8 protein-coding genes are annotated in these 9,185 nt (G+C 72.2%); 5 read left to right on the forward strand and 3 right to left on the reverse strand.

The window, feature by feature from the left end; translation table 11 throughout:
- On the reverse strand, positions 1-1,235 hold a 1,235-nt coding region (locus ACYVE9_RS08805), incomplete at its 3' end, for an MFS transporter (RefSeq protein ID WP_461027185.1).
- A gap of 92 nt (positions 1,236-1,327) precedes the next feature.
- Between ACYVE9_RS08805 and ACYVE9_RS08810 the strand changes: the two genes are divergently transcribed.
- The 3 genes from ACYVE9_RS08810 (at position 1,328) to ACYVE9_RS08820 (ending at position 5,549) form a co-directional block, all read left to right on the forward strand.
- Positions 1,328-2,290 (forward strand): LysR family transcriptional regulator, encoded by a 963-nt coding sequence (locus tag ACYVE9_RS08810; RefSeq protein WP_461027186.1) that lies wholly within the window; start codon positions 1,328-1,330, stop codon positions 2,288-2,290.
- Between the two features lie 359 nt (positions 2,291-2,649).
- Complete coding sequence (locus ACYVE9_RS08815; protein ID WP_461027187.1) at positions 2,650-4,233, forward strand: hypothetical protein; 1,584 nt, start codon at positions 2,650-2,652, stop codon at positions 4,231-4,233.
- Between the two features lie 143 nt (positions 4,234-4,376).
- The gene (locus ACYVE9_RS08820; protein ID WP_461027188.1) at positions 4,377-5,549 is read left to right on the forward strand and encodes a spore photoproduct lyase family protein; all 1,173 of its coding nucleotides are present in this window, start codon (positions 4,377-4,379) and stop codon (positions 5,547-5,549) included.
- Positions 5,550-5,586: 37 nt separating this feature from the next.
- On the opposite strand, the gene ACYVE9_RS08825 is transcribed toward ACYVE9_RS08820, so the two are convergent.
- Both ACYVE9_RS08825 and ACYVE9_RS08830 read right to left on the reverse strand, forming a co-directional pair.
- Positions 5,587-6,054, reverse strand: coding sequence for a hypothetical protein (locus ACYVE9_RS08825; protein WP_461027189.1), 468 nt, complete (start codon positions 6,052-6,054; stop codon positions 5,587-5,589).
- Positions 6,055-6,302: 248 nt separating this feature from the next.
- Positions 6,303-7,043, reverse strand: a complete 741-nt coding sequence (locus ACYVE9_RS08830; protein ID WP_461027190.1) for an alpha/beta hydrolase — start codon at positions 7,041-7,043, stop codon at positions 6,303-6,305.
- Positions 7,044-7,240: 197 nt separating this feature from the next.
- On the opposite strand from ACYVE9_RS08830, the gene ACYVE9_RS08835 reads away from it, so the two are divergent.
- Together ACYVE9_RS08835 and ACYVE9_RS08840 are read left to right on the forward strand one after the other, a co-directional pair.
- Positions 7,241-8,410 (forward strand): adenosine deaminase, encoded by a 1,170-nt coding sequence (locus ACYVE9_RS08835; protein WP_461027191.1) that lies wholly within the window; start codon positions 7,241-7,243, stop codon positions 8,408-8,410.
- A gap of 138 nt (positions 8,411-8,548) precedes the next feature.
- The coding region (locus tag ACYVE9_RS08840; RefSeq protein WP_461027192.1) for a hypothetical protein at positions 8,549-9,185 on the forward strand (637 nt) is incomplete at its 3' end.

The raw sequence follows: 9,185 nt of genomic DNA on the forward strand, positions 1-9,185 counted from the left end.
GCCAGGCGGCGTTCGGCCACCGCGCGGCGGGTCGCGTAGACCGTGATGCCACCCGCGGTGGCCAGCGCGGCCAGCGACAGCAGGACCGTCGCGTGCCAGCCGGCCGCGTGGAAGGCCAGCGCGCCGACCGTGCCGCCGACCGAGCTGCCCAGGTAGTAGGCCATCTGGTAGAGCGCCGACGCCTGGGCCCGCCCCGAGGTGACGCTGCGGCTCACCGAGGAGGAGGCCGTGGCATGCCCGGCGAAGAAGCCGGCCGTGATCAGCACCAGCCCCAGCAGGACCGCCGGCAGGCTCTCCAGCAGGCTCACCGCGAGACCTGCGGCGGTGGTCCCGATCGCCAGGTACAGCGTGCCGCGCCGGCCCAGGCGGCCGACGACGCGTCCGGCGGCGGCCGACGAGCCGGTCCCCACGAGGTAGATGACGAAGATCGAACCCACCAGCCCCTGGGAGAGCCCGAACGGTTCCTGCACCAGCCGGTAGCCCACCACGGTGTAGACCGCGCCGAAGACGACCATGAAGAGCATGCCGATCGTGTAGAGGCGCCGCAGCAGCGGGTCACCGAGGTGACCGCGCAGGGTCCTGGCCAGCGCCCGGGGGTCGAGCGGGGCGGGGGTGAAGTTGCGGGCCCTGGGGGCGAGCAGGCGGTACGTCACCGCGCACAGCAGGGCGAGCAGTGCCACCGCCAGCAGTGCCGCCCGCCAGCCCCAGCCCTCCGCTACCCAGCCGGTCAGGATGCGGCCGGTCATGCCGCCGACGCTGTTGCCGGCCACGAAGAGGCCGATCGCTCCGACCAGGGCGCCGGGCCGCAACTCCTCCGACAGGTACGCCATCGCCGACGCCGGAATGCCCGCGATCGCGGCGCCCTGCACCGCGCGCAGCGCGATCAGCGCGGTCAGGTTCGGTGCGAGCGGCAGCAGCAGGGCGATGCCCACCGCGACCGCCACCGAGACCGTGATCAGCCGCCGCCGCCCGAACCGCTCGGAGAGCATGCTCAGCGGCAGCACGCACACGGCGAGGGCGAGGGTAGCGGCGGAGACCGTCCAGCTGGCCTGGTCCGGCGTGACGTGGAAGTCGGCGGACAGGGCGGGCAGCAGGGCCTGGGTGGAGAAGAGCAGCGCGAAGGTGGCCAGGCCGACGGCGAACAGCGCGAGGTTGATCCGGCGGTTGCCGGTGGCGGGGAACGACGGAGCAGAGGCACCCGTGGTGGCGGGTGCCCCGGTATCAACGGAAGGCATGGTTCGAAGGTAGAGTCGCGCCTCTGATGCGTCCAATGCACAAAGTGCCAGGTATTGATGCTGTGGTGCATAAACTGAGGTGAGGGGTGGCTGTGTCACCGTCCGGAAACGAAAAAGACATCCCGGCAACACTTCGCACAGCGGACATCGACGCCGATTCCTGGGCGGCGACGCTGACCCCGCGACTGGCGCAGTTCGTCGCGGTCGCCCGGCACGAGCACGTCACCAGGGCGGCCAGGGAACTGGCCGTGCCGCAGTCCACGCTGAGCCGGTCGATGGCCCGGCTGGAGGCGGACCTGGGCGTCGCCCTCTTCGCCCGGCACGGCCGCACCGTCTCGCTGACCCCCGCCGGGCGCGCCTTCCTCGGGTCGGTGGAACCCGCGCTGGCCTCCGTCGAGCAGGCCGCGGAGGCCGTCCGGTCCGACGCCGACCCGGCGACCGGCAAGGTCGCGTTCGGCTTCCTGCACACGCTCGGCTCGGAGACCGTGCCCGAACTCATCCGCACCTTCCGCGCCGACCATCCCCGTATCCGCTTCTCGCTGGTGCAGAACTACGGCGAAGCCATGCTGGAGCGGTTGCGCGCCGGTGACCTGGACCTCTGCCTCATCTCGCCGGTGCCCGACGCCCCCGACCTCGTCGTGCGGCGGCTGGACGAGCAGCGGTTGCGTCTGGTCGTGCCGGAGGACCACCGGCTGGCCGGCCGCAAGCGCATCCGGCTGGCCGAGGCGGCGGACGAGTCCTTCATCACGCTGGAGCCCGGCTACGGCATGCGCCGCATCTTCGAGGCGCTGTGCAGCGAGGCCGGGTTCCGGCCGCGGATCGCCTTCGAGGGGGAGGAGGCCGAGACGCTGCGCGGCCTGGTCGCCGCCGGGCTGGGTGTGTCGCTGCTGCCGCCGCCTACGGTGCCCCGCCCCGGCGTGCGCGAACTCGCCGTCACCGCGCCGCGGGCCGCCCGGGAGATCGGTGTGGCCTGGCTCGACGGCCACCCGGACACCCCGCCGGTGGCCGCCTTCAAACGGTTCCTGCTGAGCCGCCGCGGCCAACTCCTCGCCTGACCACCTCGCGGGCCCTGCCCGATGTTCTCGAAGCCGCAGCTAGCGGCGCCACGTTGTCCGTGGGAAGGGGGATGCGGTCGGCTGTCTCCTGGCCGACTGTCGCGTCAGTGGGATCGGTGGAGGAGGAACTGGAGAGGGCGGCCGACCGGGCGGCGGCGGTGAGCCGGCCAGCCACGCGGGTGTCGGCGGGCAAGAAGAAAGGGGCAGAGGCCGAATGAACGGCGAGTGCCCCTTTAAGTCTGCCGCGACCATACCACGGACTCATCCGGTGCGCCGGAGGGGTCGGCCTGATCCGCTACGGTGCGTCGATGGCCTCGCCTCCCGACTCAGACCCTTATGCCCGGCACGTACTCGCTCGTATGGCCGACTTCTTCACCGATGAGGGCACCCCTTGGGCGCGTCGACTGTGGGACGTGGGTTCGGTGCTGGCCCTCGAAGAGCTGTGGGAGGCCGGGTACTGGCAGGCGAACGGAGTGCTGGCGCAGACGGCGTGTGACTGGCAACGCAATGAGCTCAGCGCGTTGATCGGCCCCGACCGGGGCCTTGGCGACAAGGAACTGCGTAGGGAGCTCACGGGGCTTCTCAGAAACGCGTTGCCGGACCCGAGCCCATCGCGCCGCCGCCTCAAGGAGGTGATCGGACACGTACGGGTCGGTTACCTGGAGCGGTGGGCGGTGGCGGTCAGCGGTCCCGTGGAGAAGCGGGCCAAGCCGGAGCGGTTCTCCCGTACGGTTGCCGCGCATCTGCTCGACCTGGGCTACAGCGCAAGCCACCTGAGGACATGGGCGAGAAACCTCTACCAGGTTCGCGCCACCACGTCGGACATCGCGGACAGTGCCGCCGAGCTCGCCCGGACCCCAGCCCGCTCGTTCGAGGTGCTGGTGGCGTTGGAGAGGGTCCCTCGGCGGGATCTCGCCGAACCGCTGGAGAGCTGGTACGACAGGGGCCAGGTCGTGTCGTGGCTGCGCGAGCACGGGCACGACACGTCGGGCATCCGACCCGGAGGCGGGTTCGTCTACCGGTTCGGGGCGCTCGACGCATTCAGCGCTGCGGAGCAGGCTCGGCAGCTGGTGGAGCGCATGACCGCCCGCTCTCAGTTCCTGCGCCGGGGCAGAGGCGGGGTGAAGCCCCTGCCCTGTATCTGGGTCGCGGGTCATCCCCAGCCCGTCCCACTCGATCCCCCGGCGCGGGGCGCGGACGTTCTGACCCTGGTCAACGAGGGCCATCTGTACCAGGTCGCCGACCGGCGCAGCCGGATCGACGACGCCCTGGAACTCGCGGCCGCCGTCAACCGCGGCCCGATGGCACCGGCCGTTGCCGGGGCGTGGGCCGCTGTCGAGTCATTGCTGTCGCACCCGGACGACCCCAAGGACAGTGAACGGTCGGGCAAGGCAGTGGCAGCAGACCGGATGGCGGCGATCATCGCCTGCTCCTGGCCCCGCGCCGAACTCACCGCCCTCGCGCACCGCCACAAGCCCCGGGCGAGCGACGCTCTCGCCCATACGATCACGGCAGCCACGACGAACCAGGAACGTGCCCGACGGGTGGCCGAGGCCCTGGACGCGCGAGGGGCCCAGGCGCTGGACTTCAGCGGAGCGTCCACCAGGTACACCGACTGGTCCGCAGCCCAGCGCATGGCCGACCTGGTCAAGGACCCTCGTCCCGTCCTGGGGGAGGTGAGGAGCGCCTTCCGTATCGCGCTGCGGCGGCTGTACCGCACTCGGAACATCATTCTGCACGGCGGAGCCACCAGGGGCGTGGCTCTGGAGGCCTCGCTGCGCACCGCCGCGCCGCTGGTCGGTGCGGGGCTTGATCGCATCGTGCACGCCGCGTACGCCGAGAGCCTCTCCCCGCTGGACCTCGCTGCTCGTGCCGACCTGGCTCTTCAGCTCGTCAACGGAGAGACCGGTCTTTCCGTCGTTGATCTACTGGAGCCCGTCTGACCTGATATGGTCGACAGGGCGGCCTTTTGTACCCTTGTACACCCGGGCGGGTGCGGAATCCTGCGTTCCGTCTGTCTGCCGGATGGCGGCGGGGCCTCCTCCGGGGCCGGTCCACCGCCAGTGACGTCCTCCGCGGAGCGAGCATGCGCCCTTCCCCCGACCGTTCCGAGGAGCCCGACGCGCTCTTCGGGCTCGACGCGCTGCGTTCCGAGGGTCGGCCCGGGCCGACCGGTACGGGGTACCGGGACTCGCCGGAGGCCGCGCGGCTGCTCGCGATCCGTGAGATCCACGCCGAACCGGGGGCCGCCGCGTCCGTCCGCGGCAGGCAGATCCTCGCCCGGTTTCCGGACGCCCGGGTCGTCGAGGTCGACTCGCACTGGCGGATTCCGCACCTGCACGGCAACGAGGGCAACGTGGGGCGCTGGGTCCGCGTCAAGAGCGAGACGCTGGTGCTGGGGGAGCGCAAGACGTTGACCACCCGGCCCAACGGCAGGTCCGCCGACTGGATCGCGCCGGGAGCCGCCAACGGCTGCGCGATGGCGTGCGCCTACTGCTACGTGCCGCGCCGTAAGGGCTACGCCAACCCGATCACGGTGTTCACCAACATCGACCGGATCATCGGCCACCTCGGCCGGCACGTCGCCAGCCAGGGCCCGAAGCCGGAGCCGAACAGCTGCGATCCGCACGCCTGGGTGTACGACGTGGGGGAGAACAGCGACTGCTCGGTGGACGCGCTGGTCTGCGACAACACCGCCGACCTGGTCGCCGCGTTCCGGCAGTGGCCCACCGCCAAGGCGTCGTTCGCGACGAAGTTCGTCAACCCGGACCTGCTGGCACTCGACCCCCGGGGGCGGACCCGCGTCCGGTTCTCCGTCATGCCGCCGGACGACTCCCGGCTGCTCGACATCCGCACCAGTCCGGTCGCCGAGCGGATCGCCGCGGCGAACGACTTCGTGGAAGCCGGGTACGAGGTCCACTTCAACCTGTCGCCGGTGGTGCTGCGCCCGGGGTGGGCGGACGCCTGGGCGCGGTTGCTGCGGGAGATGGACGACGTGCTGACCCCCGCGGTGAAGCGGCAGGCCGCCGCCGAGGTGATCATGCTGACGCACAACCGGGAACTGCACGAGGTGAACCTCGGCTGGCATCCGCGGGCCGAGGACGTGCTGTGGCGTCCGGACGTGCAGCAGGCCAAACGCTCCGAGAACGGCAGCGTGAACGTGCGCTACCGCACCGGCGTGAAGGGCGAGGCGGTCGAGGCCGTGCGCCGGCTGATCGCCGCCCACGCCCCCTGGCTGCGCCTGCGGTACGCCTTCTGACCCGCGCCGGTGCGCGTGCTCGCGGCCAGCCGAAGCCTCAGGTCGGCTTGCGCAGCCAGGCGGTGATCCAGACGAGCTCCGTGGCGGCGTCGAGCAGGTACGTCGGCCGGATGCGGCCCCTCGGCACGTACACCAGGTCGATGGCCAGCAGCGTCGCGGCCGTGGTGACGCCGATCGTCCGCGCGCGGGCCTGTCCCTCCAGGGTGCCGGCGCCACCGAGCTGGGAGATGCCGTTCGCGACCAGCAGGCCGCCCACCGTCCGCTGCAACCACCGGTCCTGCTTCGGCCCGAAGACCCACTCGAAGCTGGGCAGGTGCAGTAGCGGCCACAAGCCGCCGGCGACGTTGAACGCACCGTGCGCGGTGGCGAGGGTGGCGCCCGCCCCGGCCTGTTCCGTCGGGGGCCGCCGCCCGCGCTTCGCCCGCGCCTTGGTGCCCGCCGCCGGCTGCGAGCGGGTGGCCCGCAGTACGCGTTGAGCGACCTGTGCTGCCAGGAGAACAGCCATGGTGACCACCGTCCCGTTGCCGTGTTGCCTGCTTGGCGCAGACTCGTTGCCCGCTTTGTCCCGTCTCGCGGTACCCGCCACCGCCCGTTCCATGTGGTCGGTCGTGTACCGGCGGTCGACGGTGTTCCCCGCACCGCGCTGCCGGGTGCCGCTCGCGCGCTGGCCGGGCGCCGTGCCCGCCCGTGGCGTCGCGGTCTCCGGCTGGGCAGTCGAACCCGTGGCCGCACGCGGCGGCACGGATGGGGGCGTCAGCGGTGGGGGCGGCCGAAGCCGGTGGCCAGCGGCATGCGCAGGCCGAGCGGGGGCGGGGCGGCGAGGGCGTCGGTCAGCGGACGGGAGAAGTCCCGTCCGCACAGGGTGCCCAGCACGAAGTCGGCGGCCAGCGCGTACACGTCGGCACGCCGGTGCCGCAGGGTATGCCGCTCGGTGTGCACCTCGAACCGGCAGACGTCCGGGTTGACCTTCTTGGCCCGCTCCGCCAGCCGGTAGGACAGGTCGGGGTCGGTGTCCCGGTCGTCGGTGCCGTGCGCCAGCAGGACGTGCCGGCCGATCAGTTGCCGCACCGGCTCCTCACCGACCGGCGGCAGCCACGGTCCGAGCGCCAGGACGGAGACGACCGACGGGTGCCCGGCGGCCCGCAGCGCGGCCCGGGCGCCCAGGTCGGTTCCGGCGAGGCACACCGGCACGTCCCCGTAGCGTTCCGCCACCTCGTCCAGGGCCCAGGCGGTGTCCGCGACCGGGTGCGCGGCCTCGCCGTTCCACCCCCGGTAGCGGTAGTGCACCACGTGGGAGACGAGGGACTCCTCGGGTGCGGCCCGCGTCAGGTGGCGGCCCAGCGGCCAGGCGGCGGCCGCCGCCCGGGCCGAACCGCGGCGGTGCGACTGCGGTTCGCCGCCGGGCAGCACCAGGACCACACCGTGCACCGTGCCCGTCGTGCCGACGGGACGTCCCAACCGTGCGTCCCGCTCGGGCAGCGCTTGCTGAGCCATGGGAGAACGATCGCAGAAGTCGGCGCCGTGGAACACACGTCGAGAGGGGCTTTCCGCCGGGAACACGGGAGTTGCCGCACCGTCCTGCCCCGGCGCGTCCGTGTCCGGGCCGGGGGCGAGCCGCGCCGACGGATCGGAGTGGTGATCCGGGGCGGTACGCACTGGGAATCTACGCGCGTAGGAACTAGAGTGCGGAGATGACGAGCGAGACCCTCAGCCAGCAGCCCTCCATGGACCAGATCCGCAGTGCGCCCAAGGTGCTCCTGCACGACCACCTCGACGGCGGCCTGCGCCCGGCCACCATCGTCGAGTTGGCGCGGGACGTCGGTTACGACGCACTGCCCGAGTCGGAGCCCAAGGCGCTCGGCATCTGGTTCCGGGAGGCGGCCGACTCCGGGTCGCTGGAACGCTACCTGGAGACGTTCGCCCACACCTGCGCGGTGATGCAGACCCGCGACGCCCTGTTCCGGGTGGCCGCCGAGTGCGCCGAGGACCTCGCCGCCGACGGCGTCGTCTACGCCGAGGTGCGGTACGCCCCCGAGCAGCACCTGGAAGCCGGGCTGTCCCTCGAGGACGTCGTGAACGCGGTGAGCGAGGGCTTCCGCGAGGGCGAGCGCCGGGCCCTGGCCGCCGGCCACCGCATCCGTGTCGGTGCGCTGCTGACCGCGATGCGGCACGCAGCCCGGGCCCTGGAGATCGCCGAGCTCGCCAACCGCTTCCGCGACCAGGGCGTCGTCGGCTTCGACATCGCCGGCGCCGAGGCCGGGTTCCCTCCCACCCGTCATCTGGACGCCTTCGAGTACCTGAAGCGGGAGAACAACCACTTCACCATCCACGCCGGCGAGGCGTTCGGCCTGCCCTCGATCTGGCAGGCACTCCAGTGGTGCGGCGCGGACCGGCTCGGGCACGGGGTGCGCATCATCGACGACATCACAGTCGCCGAGGACGGCTCGGTGGAACTGGGTCGGCTCGCCGCCTACGTCCGCGACAAGCGCGTGCCGCTTGAGCTGTGCCCCAGCTCCAACCTCCAGACCGGCGCCGCCACCTCGTACGCCGACCACCCCATCGGGCTGCTGCGGCGGCTGCGCTTCCGGGCGACGGTGAACACCGACAACCGCCTGATGAGCGGCACCAGCATGAGCCAGGAGTTCGCGCACCTGGTCGAGACCTTCCACTACACGCTCGACGACATGCAGTGGTTCACCGTCAACGCGATGAAGTCCGCGTTCATCCCTTTCGATGAACGTCTGGCGATGATCAACGACGTGATCAAGCCTGGCTACGCCGAACTGAAGTCCGCATGGCTCTTCCGGCAGGCAACCGCGAGTCACGCGGTGACCAGCGATTCCACGCGCTACCAGGACTGACGCGCCGCCGGGCGCACCGACCCGCGATGCGGCCGGGGGACACCCCCTCCCGGCCGCGTTGCGGTGTTTGCGACCGGCGTGAATACCTGACTACGTTCGGTGAGCTGCCCGAAGCATCCACCAGAGGACGTAGCTGACATGAAGCAGGCCCAGATCAAGACTCTCGGTGCTGCGGCACTGGGTGCCGCCATGGCCGCCGGAGCCGCCGGTTCCGCCGCCGCAGACCCCGCTGAGACCTTCGAGCACATCGCCGGGGTGGAGACCATGAGCGTCGAGGACTCCGTCCTGGACCTCCCGGACAGCCTGGCGCGGGCAGCGGACGCCACCTACGACACCGTGGAGCAGGTCGAGGACCCGCGCGGCCCCGCCTCGGGCCCGGCGGGTGAACTGCTCGGCGGCCTGCCCGTCGCCGGTGACCACCTGCGCGGCGGCCTGCCGACCGAGACGCTCACCAGCGCGCTGCCCGCCGACGCCCGGCCCACCGACGTGCTCACCGGTGCGCTGCCCGTCGACGCCCTGTCCACCGGCACCCTGCCGACCGACGCGCTGACGGACTCCCTGACCGCGGGCGGTGTGCCCACCACCGAGGTCGTCGACGCGCTGCCGCTGCACGCACTGTCCGCCGACTCGCTGCGTGCGGGCAACCTGCCGACGGAGTCCCTGAGCGGTGACCTGCCCACCGACCGCCTCACGGGCAGCCTGCCCACCGACCGCCTCACCGGTGCCCTGCCGGGTCAGGCGGCGGCCCCGGCCGACACCCGCGCGGTGGGGCTGC

Source organism: Streptomyces sparsus (assembly GCF_054776295.1).